Annotated in this window: 18 protein-coding genes; 14 read left to right on the top strand and 4 right to left on the bottom strand. The window is 62.1% G+C overall.

Annotation, left to right across the window (positions count from 1 at the left end; genetic code table 11):
• Window positions 1-157: 157 nt before the first annotated feature.
• The 5 genes from AACH55_RS16435 to AACH55_RS16415 all read left to right on the top strand — a co-directional run bounded on the left by AACH55_RS16435 (window position 158) and on the right by AACH55_RS16415 (window position 6,424).
• Complete coding sequence (locus AACH55_RS16435; protein ID WP_338715737.1) at window positions 158-1,498, top strand: MFS transporter; 1,341 nt, start codon at window positions 158-160, stop codon at window positions 1,496-1,498.
• Window positions 1,499-1,575: 77 nt separating this feature from the next.
• Window positions 1,576-3,144: a galactarate dehydratase gene (gene garD, locus AACH55_RS16430; RefSeq protein ID WP_338715736.1), complete on the top strand. Its 1,569-nt coding sequence runs from the start codon at window positions 1,576-1,578 to the stop codon at window positions 3,142-3,144.
• A gap of 80 nt (window positions 3,145-3,224) precedes the next feature.
• The gene (locus AACH55_RS16425) at window positions 3,225-4,325 is read left to right on the top strand and encodes a beta-propeller fold lactonase family protein (RefSeq protein WP_338715735.1); all 1,101 of its coding nucleotides are present in this window, start codon (window positions 3,225-3,227) and stop codon (window positions 4,323-4,325) included.
• Between the two features lie 21 nt (window positions 4,326-4,346).
• Window positions 4,347-4,634 carry a hypothetical protein gene (locus tag AACH55_RS16420; RefSeq protein WP_338715734.1) on the top strand — a complete coding sequence of 96 codons (288 nt, stop codon included), beginning with the start codon at window positions 4,347-4,349 and terminating at the stop codon, window positions 4,632-4,634.
• A complete protein-coding gene (locus AACH55_RS16415) occupies window positions 4,634-6,424 on the top strand; it encodes a methyl-accepting chemotaxis protein (RefSeq protein WP_338715733.1) in 1,791 nt (596 codons plus the stop codon). Before AACH55_RS16420 ends, AACH55_RS16415 begins: the two co-directional genes overlap by 1 nt.
• 164 nt (window positions 6,425-6,588) lie before the next feature.
• Here AACH55_RS16415 and AACH55_RS16410 read toward each other — a convergent pair whose 3' ends face one another.
• From AACH55_RS16410 to AACH55_RS16400, 3 genes are all read right to left on the bottom strand, one after another.
• Window positions 6,589-8,055, bottom strand: a complete 1,467-nt coding sequence (locus tag AACH55_RS16410) for an IS1182 family transposase (RefSeq protein ID WP_338715732.1) — start codon at window positions 8,053-8,055, stop codon at window positions 6,589-6,591.
• A gap of 111 nt (window positions 8,056-8,166) precedes the next feature.
• Complete coding sequence (gene kdgD / locus AACH55_RS16405; RefSeq protein ID WP_338715731.1) at window positions 8,167-9,087, bottom strand: 5-dehydro-4-deoxyglucarate dehydratase; 921 nt, start codon at window positions 9,085-9,087, stop codon at window positions 8,167-8,169.
• Window positions 9,088-9,354: 267 nt separating this feature from the next.
• Entirely contained in the window at window positions 9,355-10,119 is a 765-nt protein-coding gene (locus AACH55_RS16400) for a FadR/GntR family transcriptional regulator (protein WP_338715730.1), read from the bottom strand.
• Between the two features lie 335 nt (window positions 10,120-10,454).
• Here AACH55_RS16400 and iscR point away from each other — a divergent pair, with 335 nt between their 5' ends.
• The 9 genes from iscR to iscX all read left to right on the top strand — a co-directional run bounded on the left by iscR (window position 10,455) and on the right by iscX (window position 16,943).
• Complete coding sequence (gene iscR, locus AACH55_RS16395; protein WP_034331344.1) at window positions 10,455-10,949, top strand: Fe-S cluster assembly transcriptional regulator IscR; 495 nt, start codon at window positions 10,455-10,457, stop codon at window positions 10,947-10,949.
• 17 nt (window positions 10,950-10,966) lie between these two features.
• Complete coding sequence (locus AACH55_RS16390) at window positions 10,967-12,220, top strand: IscS subfamily cysteine desulfurase (protein WP_338715728.1); 1,254 nt, start codon at window positions 10,967-10,969, stop codon at window positions 12,218-12,220.
• 79 nt (window positions 12,221-12,299) lie between these two features.
• Window positions 12,300-12,698, top strand: a complete 399-nt coding sequence (gene iscU, locus AACH55_RS16385; RefSeq protein ID WP_338715727.1) for a Fe-S cluster assembly scaffold IscU — start codon at window positions 12,300-12,302, stop codon at window positions 12,696-12,698.
• A 55-nt stretch (window positions 12,699-12,753) separates the two neighbouring features.
• Window positions 12,754-13,077 carry an iron-sulfur cluster assembly protein IscA gene (iscA, locus tag AACH55_RS16380; RefSeq protein ID WP_006712826.1) on the top strand — a complete coding sequence of 108 codons (324 nt, stop codon included), beginning with the start codon at window positions 12,754-12,756 and terminating at the stop codon, window positions 13,075-13,077.
• Between the two features lie 185 nt (window positions 13,078-13,262).
• Window positions 13,263-13,778 (top strand): Fe-S protein assembly co-chaperone HscB, encoded by a 516-nt coding sequence (gene hscB / locus AACH55_RS16375; protein ID WP_338715726.1) that lies wholly within the window; start codon window positions 13,263-13,265, stop codon window positions 13,776-13,778.
• 15 nt (window positions 13,779-13,793) lie between these two features.
• A complete protein-coding gene (locus AACH55_RS16370) occupies window positions 13,794-14,420 on the top strand; it encodes a LysE family translocator (protein ID WP_338715725.1) in 627 nt (208 codons plus the stop codon).
• 45 nt (window positions 14,421-14,465) lie between these two features.
• Complete coding sequence (gene hscA, locus AACH55_RS16365; RefSeq protein WP_338715724.1) at window positions 14,466-16,331, top strand: Fe-S protein assembly chaperone HscA; 1,866 nt, start codon at window positions 14,466-14,468, stop codon at window positions 16,329-16,331.
• Between the two features lie 45 nt (window positions 16,332-16,376).
• A complete protein-coding gene (fdx, locus tag AACH55_RS16360) occupies window positions 16,377-16,715 on the top strand; it encodes an ISC system 2Fe-2S type ferredoxin (protein WP_013235088.1) in 339 nt (112 codons plus the stop codon).
• A 33-nt stretch (window positions 16,716-16,748) separates the two neighbouring features.
• The gene (gene iscX / locus AACH55_RS16355; protein ID WP_338715723.1) at window positions 16,749-16,943 is read left to right on the top strand and encodes a Fe-S cluster assembly protein IscX; all 195 of its coding nucleotides are present in this window, start codon (window positions 16,749-16,751) and stop codon (window positions 16,941-16,943) included.
• A gap of 88 nt (window positions 16,944-17,031) precedes the next feature.
• Here iscX and AACH55_RS16350 read toward each other — a convergent pair whose 3' ends face one another.
• Complete coding sequence (locus tag AACH55_RS16350; RefSeq protein ID WP_338715722.1) at window positions 17,032-18,351, bottom strand: DUF1501 domain-containing protein; 1,320 nt, start codon at window positions 18,349-18,351, stop codon at window positions 17,032-17,034.
• Between the last annotated feature and the right edge of the window lie 13 nt (window positions 18,352-18,364).

The raw sequence follows: 18,364 nt of genomic DNA, 5'->3' as shown, positions 1-18,364 counted from the left end.
CTGACGTTGTATGACGTCTTATAACAAACCACTTCATATCACAACAATACGTCAAGAGACAGTCCAGCCGGCCCCGATGCTGCCTTGTCCGCTTCCCTGCGGACAGCAACCCGGACCCGGCAGGCGGCGCGGATGACGAGAGACCTGGAGAATTCAATTGGCGCAAAGTAATACCCCCAGCGGCGCAGGGGCGGTCAAGCCGACCCATATCCGCTACCTGATCCTGTTCCTGCTGTTCGTCGTCACCACCGTCAACTACGCTGACCGCGCCACGCTGTCCATCGCCGGCTCGGCCATGAAGACCGAACTGTCGCTCGATCCGGTCACCATGGGCTACATCTTCTCGGCCTTCAGCTGGGCCTACGTGCTGGCGCAGCTGCCGGGCGGCTGGCTGCTGGATCGCTTCGGGTCCAAGAAGATCTACATGTGGAGCATTGCATTGTGGTCTTTCTTCACATTCCTGCAGGCCGGTGTGACCTGGATGAGCACCGGCGCAGCCGTGATCGCGCTGTTCCTGCTGCGCTTCATGGTGGGTCTGGCTGAAGCGCCATCCTTCCCGGCCAATGGCCGCATCGTCGCCGCCTGGTTCCCGACCAAGGAACGTGGTACCGCCTCGGCCATCTTCAATTCGGCGCAATATTTCGCCGCCGTGATTTTCACGCCGCTGATGGCCTGGATCGTGCACACCTACAGCTGGCACCACGTGTTCACCGTCATGGGTGTGGTCGGCATCCTGCTGGCCATGATCTGGGGCAAGATCATCTACAGCCCCAAGGACCATCCGCGTATCAACCAGGCGGAACTGCAGCACATCGAATCCGGCGGCGGCCTGGTCGACATGGACAACAAGAAGGTCGCCGCGCCTTCTACCAAGGGCAAAGGCTACATCCGCCAGCTGCTGTCCAACCGCATGCTGCTGGGCGTGTACATCGGCCAGTACTGCATCAACGTGATCACCTATTTCTTCCTGACCTGGTTCCCGGTGTACCTGGTGCAGGAGCGTGGCATGTCCATCCTGAAGGCCGGCTTCGTGGCCTCGATTCCGGCAGTGTGCGGCTTCATCGGCGGCGTCGTGGGCGGGCTGATCTCGGACCGCCTGATCAAGAGCGGCCTGTCGGTCACCTGGGCGCGCAAGATTCCCATCGTCGGCGGCATGCTGCTGTCGATGACCATGATCCTGTGCAATTACGTTGATGCACAGTGGATGGTGGTGGGCATCATGGCCCTGGCTTTCTTCGGCAAGGGTGTGGGCGCGCTGGGCTGGGCCGTGGTGGCCGATACCGCACCCAAGCAGATCGTGGGCCTGTCGGGTGGTCTGTTCAACATGTTCGGCAATGTGGCCGGCATTACCACGCCTATCGTGATCGGCTACATCGTCAAGGAAACCGGTTCCTTCGCCGGTGCCCTGGTGTTCGTCGGCATCAATGCGCTGGTGACCGTGATCAGCTATCTTGTCATCGTCAAGGAAATCAAGCGCGTCGAACTCAAGGACGCCTGATCCGTTTTGTCGGCGGCCACCTGTGCAGTGGCCGCCATTTCATTGGAATTGCAGCATTTTGTCGTATGGGACTTAGCATGAGCACCGATACCGCCGCCAGCCAGGCATTCACTCCGCGCTACATCATGATGAACGACACTGATAATGTCGCCATCGTCGTCAATGACGGCGGCCTGCCGGCCGGCACCGTCTTCCCCGACGGTCTGACCCTGGTCGACCGCGTTCCCCAGGGCCACAAGATCGCCTTGCGCGATCTCAAGCAGGGCGAGGCCATCGTGCGCTACGACGTGGCCATCGGCTATGCCGTGCGCGACATCCCCAAGGGCAGCTGGATCGAGGAGTCGCTGGTGCAGATGCCGCCGGCGCGCGAACTGAACAACCTGCCCATCGCGACGAAGAAGCCGGCGCCGCAGCCGCCGCTGGAGGGCTATACCTTCGAGGGTTATCGCAACGCCGATGGTTCGGTGGGCACGCGCAACCTGCTGGCCATCACCACCACCGTGCAATGCGTGGCCGGCGTGGTCGAACATGCCGTCAAGCGCATCCGCGCCGAGCTGCTGCCCAAGTATCCCAACGTGGAAGACGTGGTGGCGCTGGAGCACACCTATGGCTGCGGCGTGGCCATCGATGCGCCCAATGCCGGCATCCCCATCCGCACGCTGCGCAACATCAGCCTGAACCCCAACTTCGGCGGCCAGGCCATGGTGGTCAGCCTGGGTTGCGAAAAGCTGCAGCCCAACCGCCTGCTGCCGGAAAACATGATCCCCATCCACAAGGAAGGTGAGCCCTATGTGGTCTGCCTGCAGGATGCGGAGCATGTCGGCTTCAACTCCATGATCGATTCGATCATGAAAATGGCCGAAGCGCGCCTGACAGAGCTGAACAAGCGCCGTCGCGAAACCTGCCCGGCCTCCGACCTGGTGGTCGGTGTGCAGTGCGGCGGCAGCGATGCCTTCTCCGGCGTGACCGCCAATCCGGCCGTGGGTTATGCCACCGACCTGCTGGTGCGCGCCGGGGCCTCGGTGATGTTCTCGGAAGTGACCGAAGTGCGTGATGGCATCGACCAGCTGACCTCGCGCGCCGTCAACGAGGAGGTGGCACAGGCCATGATCCGCGAGATGGACTGGTATGACAATTACCTGAAGCAGGGCGGGGTGGACCGCAGCGCCAACACCACCCCCGGCAACAAGAAGGGCGGTCTGGCCAACATCGTCGAGAAGGCCATGGGGTCTATCGTCAAGTCCGGTTCCAGCCCGATTTCGGGCGTGCTGTCGCCGGGCGACAAACTTCAGCAGAAGGGTTTGATCTACGCCGCCACCCCGGCCTCGGACTTCATCTGCGGCACCTTGCAGCTGGCGGCGGGTATGAATCTTCATATCTTCACCACGGGCCGCGGTACGCCCTATGGCCTGGCCGCGGTGCCCGTCATCAAGGTCGCTACCCGCAACGATCTGGCACGACGCTGGCATGACCTCATGGATGTCAACGCCGGCCGCATCGCCAGCGGTGAAGCCACCATCGAACAGGTCGGCTGGGAGCTGTTCCAGCTGATGCTGGACGTGGCCAGCGGCAAGAAGCGCACCTGGGCCGAACAATGGAAGCTGCACAATGCGCTGACCTTGTTCAACCCGGCGCCGGTGACCTGATCCTCCGTTGGGGCCCGCTTGCGGGTCCTTTTTTTGTTCCATCGTGACACCAACAACAATATGATTCGCCAGGAGACAGCATGAGCAAAATCCTTTCTTCACCTTCTTCACGCCTCGCCACCTTGATCGCTACTTCCGCCCTCAGCCTGGCCGCCGCGCACGCCGGTGCGGCCACCGTCGCCTATGTCTCCAATGCCGACAGCCAGGACATCTACGTGCTCCGGCTCAATGGCGATGGCAGCGTCAACCTGATCGAGAAGGTCGATACCGGCAGTACTGTGATGCCGCTGGCGCTGAGCCCGGATCACAGGTTCCTCTATGCCGCCTTGCGCGGCCAGCCGTATTCGGTGGTCAGCTATGCCATCGATCCCAAGAGCGGCAAGCTCAACCCCCTCTCCAAGGCGCCGCTGGCCGACAACATGGCCAACATTGCCACCGACCGCACCGGGCGCTATCTGCTGGCGGCGTCCTACTCGGGCAACAAGATTTCAGTCAATCCCATCGGCAGCGATGGCACCGTGCAGGCGCCGCCGCTGGCGGTGATTCCGACCGGCAAGAATGCGCACTCGGTACAGGTCGCGCCTGACAATGCCTTCGTCTTTGCCTCCAACCTGGGCAGCGACGTGATCCTGCAATATCGCTTCGATCCCGCATCCGGCGCCGTCACGCCCAATACGCCGCCGTCGGTGGCGACCAAGGCCGGCGCGGGTCCGCGTCACTTTGTGTTCTCGCCGGACCAGCGTTTCGTTTATTCGACCAATGAACTCGACGCCACCGTCAACACCTATGCCTACGACCGCCAGTCCGGCACTCTGAGCTTGCAGGGTAGCGACTCGGCCTTGCCCGAAGGCTTCAAGACCAGCGAACAACTGGCGGCCGCAGACCTGCACCTGACCCCCGATGGCCGCTTCCTCTACGCCACGGAACGCACCTCCAACACCCTCACCGGCTATCGCGTGGACCGGGCCAGCGGCAAGCTGACCCGCATCCTCAACATCCCCACCGAAACCCAGCCGCGCGGCTTCAACATCGATCCGCAAGGCCGCTTCCTGCTGGCGGTCGGCCAGAAAGCCGGGCTGACCAGCTACGCTATCGACCGCGACAGCGGTGCACTGACCCCGGTGTTCCGCTACACCCTGGGCCGCAATCCCAACTGGGTCGAGATCATCGACCTGCCTTGATGCCAGTGTGAAGGCGGCTTCATGGTCGCCGCGCTGCATGTGTTGTTTTTCGGGCTTGCCGGATGTCATTCCGGCAAGCCTTTTCATTTTTTTTCCTCGCCATATGAAGCTTGGTTGATCCAGGACAGCCGCAGGACAATGTTGCCGTTGCACAATGGAAAAAATGAAAGCTTCCTGACTACCCCTTACCGGGAATTGGGGTGGTTTTGGTCAGCTTGCGTCCGTTATGGGATCCGTGGCACTGCTGTATCGTCGTGCCGATTTGGTGATTTCACCTTTGTTATTAAAATATTAAGCGGAGAGAGGTAATGCGAAATCTGACGGTTCGCTTCAGCCTGATGAGCGCGCTTGCGCTGTTTTCATGCATGATCGTAGTGGGTGCCGGTGTGGGCATCTTTGCGCTGGGCCGCGCCAACCACGCCACCGAGTACGTCCATGAGCTGAGCGTGCGCACCTTGTTGATCAATGATGCTTACAAGGACACGACCCGGACCCGGGCCGCGCACTCGCGCATCTATTCGACGTTGATGGAGAAGGGCGATGCCGCCGTCATCGAGGCAGCGTTCAAGAGCGCCCAGACGTCCTATGACCGTAGCCTCAAGTATCTGGATGACTACGCCAGACTCCCCGACCTGGAAGGCCAGGACCCGGCGATCAAGACTGAACTCATCGAGTCGGCCAAGGCGTTGAACGATGTCCTCAAAAAAGCCACGGATACCCTCAAGGCCGGCGATGCGGCGGGATACTCGCAGCTCAACAACAATTTCATCAGCAAGGGCGGTGCGCGCTTCTCCACAGCGCTGGATGCCTACCAGAAGCGCGCCATGGAACTCAACGACAAGGCCACCCAGGAACGCCAGCGCGAGTACAGCCTGGTGGTCTGGCTGGTCGTGACCGGCCTGATCGGCGCCATGTTCCTGGTGATCGGGGTGCATTTCCTGCTACGCAACATCGTCCTCACGCCGCTCAACCGTGCTGTGGATCTGCTGGATCAGGTGGCCAATGGTGACCTGACCGCCAAGGTCGACGTCCGCAGCAACAACGAGATCGGCCGCCTGTTCTTGGCCATCCGCAGCATGCAGCAGGCGCTGCTGACCACGGTGTCGCGGGTGCGCAGCAGCTCCGACAGCATCGATACCAGTGCCAAGGAAATCGCCGCGGGCAACATGGACCTGTCCTCGCGTACCGAGCAGCAGGCCAGTTCGCTCGAAGAAACCGCCGCCTCGATGGAAGAGCTGACCGGCACCGTCAAGCAGAATGCCGACAATGCGCTGCAGGCCAACCAGCTGGCGCATTCGGCTTCCTCCACCGCCAGCAAGGGCGGGGAAGTGGTGTCGCAGGTGGTCGACACGATGCAGGCCATCAATGAATCCTCGCGCAAGATCGTCGACATCATCAGCGTGATCGACGGCATTGCCTTCCAGACCAACATCCTGGCGTTGAACGCCGCCGTGGAAGCCGCACGTGCCGGCGAACAGGGCCGTGGCTTTGCCGTGGTGGCGTCCGAAGTGCGTTCGCTGGCCCAGCGTTCGGCCGCCGCCGCCAAGGAAATCAAGTCGCTCATCGATGACTCGGTGGAGAAGGTCGAAGCCGGCAGCCAGCTGGTGGAGCAGGCCGGTGCCACCATGAGCGAAGTGGTCACCAGCGTGCAGCGGGTCACCGACATCGTGGGCGAGATCGCCGAAGCCAGCCGCGAGCAGAGCACCGGCATCGAACAGGTCAACCGCGCCATCACCCAGATGGACGAAGTGACCCAGCAGAACGCCGCGCTGGTGGAGCAAGCCGCCGCTGCCGCCCAGTCCTTGCAGGCCCAGGCTACCAACCTGGTCGGCGCGGTCAGCATCTTCAAGATTGATGCCCATCAGGTCGCCAGCCATGCGGCCAAGCCGCGCCCGGCGCCGATGGCGCCGCCCCGCGTGACCCCCGCACCTGCACCGGCCCCCGCAGCGGCACCGGCCGCGCCGGTGGCGGCAGTCGCCGCTGCGCCGGCTGCCGTCAAGGCTGCGCCCAAGCTGCCACCGGCCAAGCCGGCCAAGGCCGCCCCGCCGGCCCCCAGCAGCCGCATCAAGGATGATGCACAGGATTGGGAAGAATTCTGAGTTTCGGCCTTTTCCTTCACGCAAACCTCCGTCGCCTGGGCCACGGAGGTTTTTTTTCGGCCTGGGTCTGCATTAAGGTTCACATCATGCAAAAAGGGCCACAGTTTCCTGTGGCCCTCAGGTTGATGACGAACCCCGTGTTTTCGAACACGGGGTTTTGTTTTTCAGGCGCAGGTAATTTGCAGATGGTCAATGGCGCAGAAGCTAAGCAATGCGCTCATTTTTCTCTGTAGCCACTTTTGTACGCTGGCATAGGCGTTCAAGCCCGGTAAAAGCGCGCGCAAGCGCGCCACCAGCAGGGCAATCTTCTTCATGTTCTGGGCCGCCGCCGCCAACAAGCACTGCTCGGCGACCTTGCGCAAGCCGCGCATGCGGGCATAGCGATGTCCGTGCAATTGCTTGGCGTCAGCGAAACTGCGTTCTACCGTTTCCTTGCGTCTGGCATAGATGCGCTTGCCCCATTCGGTACGACGCCGATCATCCACCTTCTCTTTGGAACGCTCCCACACATGGCGCGTCACCACCTTGACCGCATTGGCGCTATTGGTGCATTGCTCGCGTACCTTGCAGCCCCGGCATTGTTCAGGCTTGGATTTGTATTCCCGATACCCCTGCCGATTGGTGGTGCTGTAGTGCAAGGGCTGGCCCTGCGGGCAGATGTATTCGTCACGGTAGGCGTCGTACTCATACTCCCTTTTAAAGAATGTCCCCGGCTTGTGGTTGGGCGTGCGGTAGCCCATCACGCCGCTGATCTCGCGATTCTCCAGTCCCTGGCAGACGGCCGGTGTGAAATAGCCAGCATCCAGGCCAACGGCCTGCACATCAAATCCGAACGTCTGGCGCTGACGATCCAGGCGTGCCAGATAAGGTTGACTGTCATGGACTGAGGCGGGCGTGACATGGGTATCGGTAATGATGCAATGCTTGGCATCGACGGTGCGGTGATCCAGGTAGAAGAAGCCCTTGGGCTTGTCGTCGCGCACCATGTAGCCGCTCTCGGGATCGGTGCGACTGACCTTGATTTCTTTGGTGGGCGGCTCATCATCATCGTCGCGCTTGAGCGGCTTCTTGCCATGCTCGGCACGGTCGATATCCACAGCCGCATCCAGTTCGGCCAGATAGGCCGAGGGGGTCTGGGTAACTTGAACGTAGTCGAACTTGTTCTTGTTGGCGTTGGCCTTGAGGTGGGTGCTGTCGCTGTAGAGCACACGGCCATCGACCATGCCGCGTCCAATGGCCTGGCGCACGATCTCGTCGAAGATGTCTTGATAGACGGTGGTATCAATGAAGCGGCGGCGCCGGTTCTGGGAGAAGGTGGAGGAGTCCGGCACCTTGTCGGTCAGACGGAATCCGGCAAACCAGCGATAGGCCACGTTGACCTGGACCTCGCGGATGAGCTGGCGCTCGCTGCGGATACCGAAGAGGTAGCCGATGAACAAGAGCTTGAAGAGTACCACCGGGTCCAGTGCCGGGCGGCCATTGTCGGCGCAATACAGATGCGCCACCTTCTCGCGGATGAACTCGAAATCCACCGCCGCGTCGATCTTGCGCAGCAGATGGTCCTTGGGCACGAGCATCTCGATGGTCACCATCTCTAACTCGTGCTGGGCGGCTGTCGGTTTTTTGAGCATGACCGATTAAACAACAAAGCCTTGGCTCTCGCCAAGGCTTTCCAAGGCTTTGTCATCAATCTGAGGGCCACAGTTTCCTGTGGCCCTTCGCGGGGAACGTCTGGCTGGGGTTTATTGCGGGCCCAGCTTCTTGATCAGGGCTGCCAGTTCTTCGTGCTCTTCCGGAGTGCAATCGGTCAGGGGCGTACGCACCGGGCCGGCATCATGGCCGACGATCTTGGCACCGGCCTTGACGATGGACACTGCATAACCGGCCTTGCGGTTGCGGATGGCCAGGTAAGGCAGGAAGAAGTCGTCGATCAGCTTGCCCACGGTATCGTGGTCATCCTTGGCAATCGCTTCGTAGAACTGCACGGCGGTCTTGGGGATGAAGTTGAACACGGCCGAGGAATAGACCGGCACGCCCAGCGCCTTGTAGGCGGCGGCATAAACTTCTGCGGTCGGCAGGCCACCCAGGTAGGTGAAACGGTCACCCAGCTTGCGGCGGATATGCACCATCGGTTCGATCTCGCCGATGCCATCCTTGAAACCGATCAGGTTGGGGCAGCGGTCGGCCAGCTTTTGCAGGGTGTCGGCGTTGAGCTTGCAGACGGCGCGGTTGTAGATGATGACGCCGAAGTTGACCGACTTGCAGACTGCTTCCACGTGGGCGGCGATGCCGTCCTGGCTGGCTTCGGTCAGGTAGTGCGGCATCAGGAGGATGCCGTGCGCGCCCAGGCGTTCGGCTTCCTGGGCATAGGCGATGGCTGCGCGGGTGGAACCGCCGGCGCCGGCGATGATGGGCACCTTGCCACGGCAGGTGTCGACGGCGGTGCGGATGATGTCCGAATATTCACCCGGCACCAGCGAGAAGAACTCACCGGTACCGCCGGCCGCGAACAGGGCGCTGGCGCCATAGGGGGCCAGCCATTCCAGGCGCTCGATGTAGGTCTTGGGGCGGAAATCGCCTTGCTCGTCGAAGTCCGTCAGCGGGAACGACAGCAGGCCGGAAGAGAGGATCTTTTTGAGGTCTTGGGGTGTGTACTGGGACATGGTTTCGCTCGACGCCGTTAGGAATGGGTTGGAAAACGAGGCAAGTGTGTTGAATGTTGTCTCTGATCTTCTTGTATCCGATTGGGATATCAGTCATCGTACAACATAAGAATTCAGAAAGCCAGTAATTTCTGTGATGGCTTGTGTGAGGTGTCGGGGAGTTGTGGGAGGGGGCCGCAGCGCAGAGCAACATGCAGCGGCGATGGCAGGTACTGCCAGAACGGAGCGGGCCGAGCCGTATGTCCGGATCGGCCCGTACGGCGGCAATCAGGCGGACCCGGCTGCGCTCGATTCGGCTTCCTGCTCGGCGCGGCGCAGGCGCTCGCGGCTGTTGGTGAGGTGATTGCGCATGGCGGCGCGGGCGGCCTCGGCGTCGCCCCGGGCGATGGCTTCGTAGATATCTTCGTGCTCGCGCTGGACCCGCTCCAGATAGCTGGACTGCTGGTCATGGGCCAGCTCGGCGGTATTGATGCGCTTGCGCGGGATCACGCCCATGCCGAGGTGGCTGATGATCTCGATGAAGTAGCGGTTGCCGGTGGCATTGGCGATGGCGAAATGGAAGCGGAAGTCCGGCCCCACCGTGTCGCCGCTCTGCTGGTTGGCGCGGAACAGGTCCAGCGCCTCGCGGATGTCCTGCAGTTGCGCCTCGGTGCGGCGGGCGGCGGCCAGGCCGGCGGTTTCGGTCTCCAGGCTGATGCGCAGTTCCAGCAGCGCCAGCAGGTCGCGCATGGTGGTGATGGTGGCCGGATCGATGCTGATGTTGCCGCTCTTCTTGGCTTCTAAGACGAAGGTGCCGATGCCGTGGCGTGTCTCTACCAGTCCGGCCGCCTGCAGGCGCGAGATGGCTTCGCGCACCACGGTGCGCGAGACACCTTGGGTCTGCATGATCTCGGATTCGGTGGGCAGTTTGTCGCCGGGGGTGAGGCTGCCGTTGCTGATCATCGCCGTCAGCGCCGCCACCACTTCCTGCGACAGGCTCTGGGGCTTGCGGCGCGGGCGCAGCAGCGGATTGGGGGTATCGCTTACATCCATATCGTTTTATTTCTCGGGGGCGCTGGCGGACCTTCGTGCAAGAGGTGGTCGGTCCGTATCAGGCGAGGTGAACATTGTCGCCGCATCTTACCAGATCGCTAAGCCGCCACGACGCCAATACCAGCCGTAGACCTCAGATTAGCGCACTTTGGGCAAGAGGTCAGACAAGTTTCGGCAGAATTTGCCACTGGCTTGATCGCGGCCAGCTTTTTAGCGATATGAAGGAAAAGGCGTGGTACCTGACAGAATTACTCGGGTTTGCTATACTTGACTCAAATATTCGGGAATTCAGGGTAACCGGCTCCGCCGGTTCATTTGATTCTGGAGCGAACTCCATGCGTCTTACCACCAAAGGCCGTTTTGCCGTGACCGCCATGATTGACCTGGCCCTGCGCCAGGGCAAGGGGCCTGTCACGCTGTCGGCCATCAGCGAGCGCCAGGAAATTTCTTTATCATATCTGGAGCAGTTGTTCGGCAAGTTGCGGCGTCACCAGATCGTCGAGTCCGTGAGGGGGCCTGGCGGTGGTTACAATCTCGCCCGCAAGGCCGCCGATGTATCGGTCGCCGACATCATCATCGCCGTGGACGAACCCCTGGATGCAACCCAGTGCGGTGGCAAGGAAAATTGCCACAGCGCCGCGCATCCCGGCGGCGCACGCTGTATGACGCATGAGCTGTGGTCCACCCTGAACGAAAAGATGGTCGAGTACCTGGATTCGGTATCCCTCCAGGATCTGGTGGACCAGCAAAAAGAACCCAAGGCGGCCGAACACCGTGCCGCCGACTCGCAAAGCGTGGTGGTGATGCACCGCCCGCAAGCCGCAGCCTGATTTGGAGCAAGGACCTTATGAACGCACCCCTGGAAAAAAGCCTGCTGGAGACCATCAAGGCTCCGCACTTCCCGATCTACATGGACTACTCGGCGACCACCCCGGTCGATCCGCGCGTGGCCGACAAGATGATCCCCTACCTGCGCGAGCAGTTCGGCAATCCCGCTTCGCGCAGCCACATGTACGGCTGGACCGCCGAAAAGGCTGTGGAAGAGGCGCGTGAAGAAGTGGCCAGGCTCGTCAATGCGGATTCGCGCGAGATCATCTGGACCTCCGGCGCCACCGAGAGCAACAACCTGGCCATCAAGGGTGCGGCGCAGTTCTACAAGTCCAAGGGCAAGCACATCATCACCGTCAAGACCGAGCACAAGGCGGTGCTGGACACCTTCCGCGAGCTGGAGCGCGTGGGCTTCGAAGCCACCTACCTGCAGCCGCAGGACAACGGCCTGGTGACAGTCGAGCAGATCGCCGCCGCCGTGCGTCCGGATACCATCCTGGTCTCGGTCATGCTGGTGAACAATGAAATCGGCGTCATCCAGCCGGTGCCGGAAATCGGCGAATTCTGCCGTTCCAAGGGCATCATCTTCCACAGCGACGCCGCCCAGGCGACCGGCAAGGTCAAGATCGACCTGGAGAACTGGAAGGTCGACCTGATGAGCTTCTCGGCCCACAAGAGCTATGGTCCCAAGGGCATCGGTGCCCTGTACGTGCGCCGCAAGCCGCGCGTGCGCATCGAAGCGCAGATGCACGGCGGTGGTCATGAGCGCGGCCTGCGTTCGGGTACTCTGGCCACGCACCAGATCGTGGGCATGGGCGAAGCCTTCCGCCTGGCGCGTGAAGAAATGGACAGCGAGCTGTCCCGCATCCGCGCCCTGCGCGACCGCCTTGCCAAGGGCCTGCAAGAGATCGAAGAAACCTACATCAACGGCGACATGGACCACCGCGTGCCGCACAACCTGAACGTGAGCTTCAACTACGTGGAAGGTGAATCGCTGATCATGGCCATCAAGGACATCGCCGTCTCTTCCGGTTCGGCCTGCACCTCGGCCAGCCTGGAGCCGTCCTACGTGCTGCGTGCCCTGGGCCGCAGCGACGAACTGGCGCACAGCTCGATCCGCTTCACCATCGGCCGCTTCACCACCGAGGAAGACATCGATTTCACCATCGACCTGATCAAGAGCAAGGTCGGCAAGCTGCGCGAGCTGTCCCCGCTGTGGGACATGTACAAGGACGGCGTGGACCTGTCCACCATCCAGTGGGCGGCCCACTAATCAGGATCCTGCCAGCCATCGCCAGCAGCCGCCGCAGGGCAGGGCGATGGTCGAAACCATCATCTAGGGAGCAAAGAACATGTCTTATTCGGAAAAAGTACTCGACCACTATGAAAACCCCCGCAACGTCGGCGCCTTTGAAAAGGGCGACGAGACCGTGGGCACCGGCATGGTCGGCGCGCCGGCTTGCGGCGACGTGATGAAGCTGCAGATCAAGGTCGGCGCCGATGGCGTCATCCAGGATGCCAAGTTCAAGACCTATGGCTGCGGTTCGGCCATTGCTTCGTCGTCGCTGGTGACCGAGTGGGTCAAGGGCAAGACCCTGGACGAAGCGCTGTCCATCAAGAACACCCAGATCGCCGAAGAACTGGCCCTGCCGCCGGTGAAGATCCACTGCTCCATCCTGGCCGAAGACGCCATCAAGGCAGCAGTGCAAGACTACAAGGCCAAGCACGGCGAACAGCAGAAGGCCGCCTGAGAGCGGTTTCAGAGGTAATCAGCAAGGCCGTTTTCGATTTCGTAAGGCAAGCATCATGGCAATCACGTTGACAGAGAAGGCAGCAAAACACATCAGCCGCTACATGGAACGCCGTGGCAAGGGTATCGGCCTGCGCCTGGGGGTGCGCACCACCGGCTGCTCCGGCCTGGCCTACAAGCTGGAGTATGTGGATGAGCAATCGTCCGAAGACACCGTCTTTGAGTCGCATGGCGTGCGCGTCTTCGTCGATCCCAAGAGCTTGCCCTACATCGATGGCACCGAGCTGGACTTCGCCCGGGAAGGATTGAACGAAGGTTTCAAGTTCCAGAACCCCAACGTCAAGGACGAATGCGGCTGCGGCGAGAGTTTCCGCATCTGAGCTGTTTCTGAGCCGCATCCTGAATTTCTGACGATGCCGTCGCGCCGGCTGTGTGGTGTGCGGCCCCAGTGCTTAGCCGATACCGTGACAGCCTCGTGATCGCTCCATCCGGGGCCCCCCGGTCACCGCGCCGTCCCTGATGTGCCAAGCCTGTTGCAGTCCGACAGGCTTTTTATTTTTCAGCCATGCAAAACCACTACGATCTGTTCCAGTTGCCGCAACGCTTCGCCATCGACCAGAAGGCGCTGGAGCAGGCTTTCCATCGCGTGCAGAGCCAGGCCCATCCGGACAAGTTTGCCCATGCCAGCGATGCCGAGAAGCGCGTAGCGATGCAATGGGCCACGCGCGCCAACGAGGCCTATCAGACGCTGAAGAATCCCTTGAAGCGTGCCCGTTATCTGTGCGAGCTGCACGGTGTGGACCTGCAGACCGAATCCAACACCGCGATGGCGCCGGCCTTCCTGATGCAGCAGATGGAATGGCGCGAGACCCTCGACGATGCCAAGGCCGGCAAGGACATCGACGCGCTGGACAAGCTCAACACCGAATTGCTGGCCGAAAAAAAGGCCGAGATCGCCCGCATCGAAGCCTTGCTTGATGCCGGTGACTACGCCGCTGCCGGCAAGCTGGTGCGCCAGCTGATGTTCCTCGACAAGTTCGGGGCCGAGATCGGCGATGCCTTCGCCCTCATCGAAGGCTGATCCCGGGAGCCGCCCATGCCTGATCTGTTGCTGTTCCTGCTGGCCGCGATGACCCTGACCCTGGCACCCGGCCCGGATAACATCTACGTGCTCACCCGTGGCATCGCCCAAGGTCGCAAGGCTGGCCTGGTGGCTGCCGCTGGTTTCTGTTCGGGGTTGATCTTCCATACCCTGCTGGCGGTGCTGGGCTTCGCCGCCCTCATCAAGGCTTATCCGCCGGCCTACCACGCGCTGCAGTACGCGGGTGCGGCCTATCTGGCCTATCTCGGCATCCGCACGCTGCGCTCGGCTTCCAGCGGCATTGCCTTGTCCGCAGACGGGCAGGGCGCTGCCGCCGTGCCACTACGCCGCATCTACTGGCAGAGCGTGCTGGCCAATATGCTCAATCCGAAGGTGACGCTTTTCTTCATTGCCTTCCTGCCGCAGTTCGTGCAGCGCGAAGCCGGTCATGAAGCGCTGCAGATGCTGGTGCTGGCCTTGGTCTTCATTGCCCAGGCCTTCGTCATCTTCAGCGCCATTGCACTTTTTTCCGGCGCCGTCGGTGCGGTTTTCCGCCGCCGTGCGTCTGCTTCCGTCCATCTGAACCGTCTTGCAGGCTGCGCCTTCATCGGCCTGGGCATCCGGATGGCCTTACCCGAATAACAGCGAGTCACTTCGCCAAAACGTTCCACGACGAGTCCACACCTTATGGCTTTACTGCAGATTTCCGAACCGGGCATGTCCACCGCGCCACACCAGCGTCGTCTGGCCGTCGGCATCGACCTGGGTACCACTAATTCGCTGGTGGCGACCGTACGCAACAGCATTCCCGAAGTCCTGGCCGATGATGACGGCCGCGTGCTGCTGCCTTCGATCGTGCGCTACCTGCCCAACGGCCATGCCAACATCGGCTACAAGGCCCAGGCTGCGCAGACCATCGATCCGCGCAATACCATCGTCTCGGTCAAGCGTTTCATGGGCCGTGGTCTCAAGGACATTGCCCACGCCGAGAACATGCCTTACGACTTCCAGGACCAGCCCGGCATGGTGCAGATCAAGACCGTGGCCGGCGTGAAGAGCCCGGTGGAAATCTCGGCCCAGATCCTTGCCACGCTGCGCCAGACCGCCGAGGATGCCCTGGGTGACGACCTGGTGGGTGCCGTCATCACCGTGCCTGCCTACTTCGACGATGCCCAGCGCCAGGCCACCAAGGATGCGGCGCAACTGGCCGGCATCAACGTGCTGCGCCTGCTCAACGAACCCACTGCGGCAGCGATTGCCTATGGACTGGACAATGCGTCGGAGGGCATCTTCGCGGTCTATGACCTGGGCGGTGGTACCTTCGATATTTCCATCCTCAAGCTCACGCGCGGGGTCTTCGAGGTGCTGGCCACCGGCGGCGATTCGGCCCTGGGGGGTGACGACTTCGACCATCGCCTGTTCTGCTGGATCAGCCACGAAGCACAACTGCAGCCGCTGTCGGATGAAGACACGCGCCTGTTGATGGTCAAGGCGCGCGAGGTCAAGGAACTGCTCTCCAGCAAGGATGAAGTGCAGATCGACGCCGTGCTCAAGTCGGGCGAAGAAGTGCATTTGTCGATCACCGCAGCGCAATTCAACGAGATCACCCAGCATCTGGTGGCCAAGACCATGGCGCCGGTGCGCAAGGCCCTCCGCGATGCCGAGTTGACGGTGGAAGACGTGGATGGCGTGGTGCTGGTCGGTGGCGCCACCCGCATGCCGCACATCCGCCGTGCGGTGGGCGAGTTCTTCAAGACCAATCCTCTGTCCAACATCGATCCGGACAAGGTGGTGGCGCTGGGCGCGGCCGTGCAGGCCAATCTGCTGGCCGGCAACCGTGCGCCGGGCGACGACTGGCTGCTGCTGGACGTGATCCCGCTGTCGCTGGGTATCGAGACCATGGGCGGCCTGGCCGAGAAGGTCATCCCGCGCAACTCCACCATTCCCTGTGCCCGTGCCCAGGAATTCACCACCTTCAAGGATGGCCAGACCGCCATGGCGATCCACGTGGTGCAGGGCGAGCGCGAGCTGGTGGCGGATTGCCGCTCGCTGGCGCGCTTCGAGCTGCGCGGCATTCCGCCCATGGCGGCCGGTGCGGCGCGCATCCGCGTGACTTACCAGGTCGATGCCGATGGCTTGCTGGCCGTGTCGGCGCGCGAGATGACTTCCGGCGTGGAAGCCTCCATCACCGTCAAGCCCTCGTATGGACTGGGTGACGATGAAATCGCCCGCATGCTGCAGGAATCCTTCAGCTCGGCCGATGAAGATATGCAGCGCCGTGCCCTGCGCGAAGAACAGGTCGAAGCCGAACGCATCGTCCTGGCCACGCGCTCGGCACTGCAGGCCGATGCCGCATTGCTGTCGGAAGAGGAGCGCGCGGCCATCGAAGCCCAGATGGAGGCCGTGACCGCTGCCGCGCAAGGCAGCGACCATCTCGCCATCAAGGCGGCGGTGGATGCGCTGGCGCATGGTACCGAAGAATTCGCCGCCCGCCGCATGGACCGCAGCGTCCACGCGGCACTGGCCGGCAAGAAACTGGATGAAGTCGCCTGAGCGATTTCCTCACCCGAATACTGTAGACAAGACCCGAGAGCCACCATGCCCCAGATCGTCATCCTCCCCCATCCGGTCCTCTGCCCTGAAGGCTCGGTGATCGATGCCCCCGCCGGCAAGACCCTGTGCGATGCGCTGCTGGACAGCGACATCGACATCGAACACGCCTGCGAGAAGTCCTGCGCCTGTACCACCTGCCACGTCGTCATCCGCGAAGGCTTCGAGACCCTCGATGATCCGACCGACAAGGAAGAAGACCTGCTGGACATGGCCTGGGGCCTGGAAGCGACGTCCCGCCTGTCTTGCCAGGTGGTGCTGGGCGAAGACGACCTGACCGTCGAGATTCCCAAGTACACCATCAACCACGCTTCCGAAAACCACTGAACCCGGTTTCATCACCGTGCCAGGGAGACTCACATGAAATGGACTGATACCCAGCAGATCGCCGAGGAACTCTACGACAAGTTCCCCGATGTTGATCCCAGGACCATCCGCTTTACCGACCTGCATCGGTGGGTGATGGAGCTGGAGGGTTTCGAGGATGATCCCAATCGGTCGGGTGAGCGCATTCTGGAGGCGATTCAGGCGGCGTGGATTGCTGAGGCGGAGTGATATCAGCCGGATTGGCAATCGTGACCAGGCTGGGTTCAAAACAACGGCAATCTGGCTCGAATCCAACCTGGAAATTTCCTGCACTGTCTTAGACAAAGAGCGCAGGCACACCTTTAGAACCCGCCGCATATTGGGGAAAAATCTTCTCCAATGCCTGATCCGAAATGCGCATATGCCGCTCCGACAGTGCGCACAGCACCGCGCGGAAATCGGTCGTGATGGCCAGGTCGCGTCCCTCGTTCAGGGCCGTCTGGTTCAGCCCCGGCCACTGACCGTAGATTTTGCCGCCGCGCAGATTGCCGCCCATCAGCCACATCGCATTGCCGTGCCCATGATCGGTACCGCCATTGCCGTTTTCGCGGAAGGTCCGGCCGAATTCGGACATCACCACGATCACCGTGTCATTGAAGGCCGGCCCCAGTTCGCGCGCCAGCGTGGCCAGGCCTGTGCCCAGCGGCGCAAGCCCGCCGGCCAGCTTGCCGGTGCCATTACCCTGGCCTGCGTGGGTATCCCAGCCGCCTACGGCCAGGAAAGCCAGGCGGATGCGCGGATCATGGCGCATCAGCCGTCCCAGTCGCGCCGTATCCATCGAGAGGCCATTGGGCAGCGGTGCGCCATTGTTGGCCATCTGCTGTTCCTGGCTGTTGATCTCGGCCATGAGCTGCTTGCGCGCAGCCATGCCGTCGCGATACGCCTTGCCCAGCGCGTCCTCGCCGCCGTAGAGCGGATCGAAGACCTGGCTCCAGCGCGGCTGGTCGATCATGCTCGGACGCGCAGCCTCACGGCCGGTCTGCAGGTTGGCTGCCACATTGTGGCCGCTGAAGATGCGCGGCGTGGCGCTGCCGACGTTGATGGCCTGCAGCGGCGACTGCTCCGCCGGCAGGTAATCCATCAAGCGGTTGAGCCAGCCATCACGCGTGTTGTGCTGGCCGGGCGTGCCGGTTTCCATGTAATCCTGGGCCTCGAAATGCGAGCGTGAACCATCGGGCGATCCCGAGGCATGCACGAAGGCCAGCTGGCCACTTTCCCAATACGGCATCAAGGGTTGCAGTGCCGGATGCAGGCCAAAGTAACCGGTCAGGTCCAGTGCGCCATTGGCCTGGCCCGGAGGCGCCACGGCAATGGTGGGACGGGCCTGGTAATAGAGCGGATCGCCATGTGGCACCACCACGTTCAGGCCATCGACTGCACCGCGCAGGAACACCACCACCATGCGCGGTGCTCCATCGCCTTGTGCGTGCGCACGCGCAGCGGGGGAGCCGTAGGCCACCTGGCCGGGTGCGTGGCTGGCGCGGCTGATGGTCTGGTCGCCGCGCGGCACGACGGCACAACCGGACAAGCCGATCGGCACCAGGATGGCGCCGCTGCCGGCAGCGCCGAGGTAACGGAGAAAATGGCGGCGGTTCATGCTGACCTCTGCG

Source organism: Herbaspirillum sp. DW155 (assembly GCF_037076565.1).
In the GTDB taxonomy this organism is placed as follows: Bacteria; Pseudomonadota; Gammaproteobacteria; order Burkholderiales; family Burkholderiaceae_D; genus Herbaspirillum.
Note: the sequence above shows the minus strand (reverse complement) of the source record. Positions and strands in the feature narration are given on the sequence as shown.

Coding starts and splice junctions, on each gene's coding strand:
- AACH55_RS16390 (WP_338715728.1), top strand. CDS start 10,967: ATGAACGCACCCCTGGAAAAAAGCCTGCTGGAGACCATCAAGGCTCCG.
- iscR (WP_034331344.1), top strand. CDS start 10,455: ATGCGTCTTACCACCAAAGGCCGTTTTGCCGTGACCGCCATGATTGAC.
- AACH55_RS16370 (WP_338715725.1), top strand. CDS start 13,794: ATGCCTGATCTGTTGCTGTTCCTGCTGGCCGCGATGACCCTGACCCTG.
- kdgD (WP_338715731.1), bottom strand. CDS start 9,087: ATGTCCCAGTACACACCCCAAGACCTCAAAAAGATCCTCTCTTCCGGC.
- fdx (WP_013235088.1), top strand. CDS start 16,377: ATGCCCCAGATCGTCATCCTCCCCCATCCGGTCCTCTGCCCTGAAGGC.
- iscU (WP_338715727.1), top strand. CDS start 12,300: ATGTCTTATTCGGAAAAAGTACTCGACCACTATGAAAACCCCCGCAAC.
- AACH55_RS16415 (WP_338715733.1), top strand. CDS start 4,634: ATGCGAAATCTGACGGTTCGCTTCAGCCTGATGAGCGCGCTTGCGCTG.
- AACH55_RS16400 (WP_338715730.1), bottom strand. CDS start 10,119: ATGGATGTAAGCGATACCCCCAATCCGCTGCTGCGCCCGCGCCGCAAG.
- hscB (WP_338715726.1), top strand. CDS start 13,263: ATGCAAAACCACTACGATCTGTTCCAGTTGCCGCAACGCTTCGCCATC.
- hscA (WP_338715724.1), top strand. CDS start 14,466: ATGGCTTTACTGCAGATTTCCGAACCGGGCATGTCCACCGCGCCACAC.
- garD (WP_338715736.1), top strand. CDS start 1,576: ATGAGCACCGATACCGCCGCCAGCCAGGCATTCACTCCGCGCTACATC.
- AACH55_RS16410 (WP_338715732.1), bottom strand. CDS start 8,055: ATGCTCAAAAAACCGACAGCCGCCCAGCACGAGTTAGAGATGGTGACC.
- iscA (WP_006712826.1), top strand. CDS start 12,754: ATGGCAATCACGTTGACAGAGAAGGCAGCAAAACACATCAGCCGCTAC.
- iscX (WP_338715723.1), top strand. CDS start 16,749: ATGAAATGGACTGATACCCAGCAGATCGCCGAGGAACTCTACGACAAG.
- AACH55_RS16420 (WP_338715734.1), top strand. CDS start 4,347: ATGGTCGCCGCGCTGCATGTGTTGTTTTTCGGGCTTGCCGGATGTCAT.
- AACH55_RS16425 (WP_338715735.1), top strand. CDS start 3,225: ATGAGCAAAATCCTTTCTTCACCTTCTTCACGCCTCGCCACCTTGATC.
- AACH55_RS16350 (WP_338715722.1), bottom strand. CDS start 18,351: ATGAACCGCCGCCATTTTCTCCGTTACCTCGGCGCTGCCGGCAGCGGC.